Origin of the sequence: Bradyrhizobium sp. NBAIM08 (assembly GCF_020193935.1) — a bacterium.
Taxonomy (GTDB): Bacteria; Pseudomonadota; Alphaproteobacteria; order Rhizobiales; family Xanthobacteraceae; genus Bradyrhizobium; species Bradyrhizobium yuanmingense.
This window is the reverse complement of the sequence record NZ_JADYVR010000672.1, coordinates 1-423: the sequence shown is the minus strand read 5'-3', so window position 1 is coordinate 423 and position 423 is coordinate 1. Positions and strand designations below refer to the sequence as shown.

General features: G+C 60.0%; 1 protein-coding gene. It reads right to left on the bottom strand.

The features are described from left to right. Positions 1-409, bottom strand: a 409-nt coding sequence (locus tag I6F37_RS41495) for an ATPase, T2SS/T4P/T4SS family (RefSeq protein WP_225154595.1), incomplete at its 3' end; no start/stop codon positions are given. Positions 410-423 lie beyond the last annotated feature (14 nt).

Here is a 423-nt window from a genome sequence, read left to right as displayed (position 1 = left end):
GTCCAGCGTAGCCCGTGTTGTTGCAACGTTCGCAGCCGCGGCCGCGGAAAATCTGCACACCATCGAAGTAGCCCTGAGGGATGCCAAGATCACGATACATCTGTTGCGGGTAGGTGACCGGCTCCTTGCAGCCGAGGCAGATGCGTCGCGTGAGGCGCTGCGCGCAGGCGAGCAGCAATGACGATGAAATAAGGAATGGCGCAATGCCCATGTCGTCGAGACGCGCGATCGCACCGGCGGCGTCATTACAATGCATCGTGCTCAGCACCTGGTGGCCCGTCAGCGCAGCTTCAACGGCGATTTCCGCCGTTTCCGTATCGCGAATTTCACCGATCATCACGATGTCCGGGTCCTGGCGCAGAATGGAGCGCAGCGCATTGGCGAAGGTGAGCCCAATTTCCTTGCGCACTGGAACCTGATTGA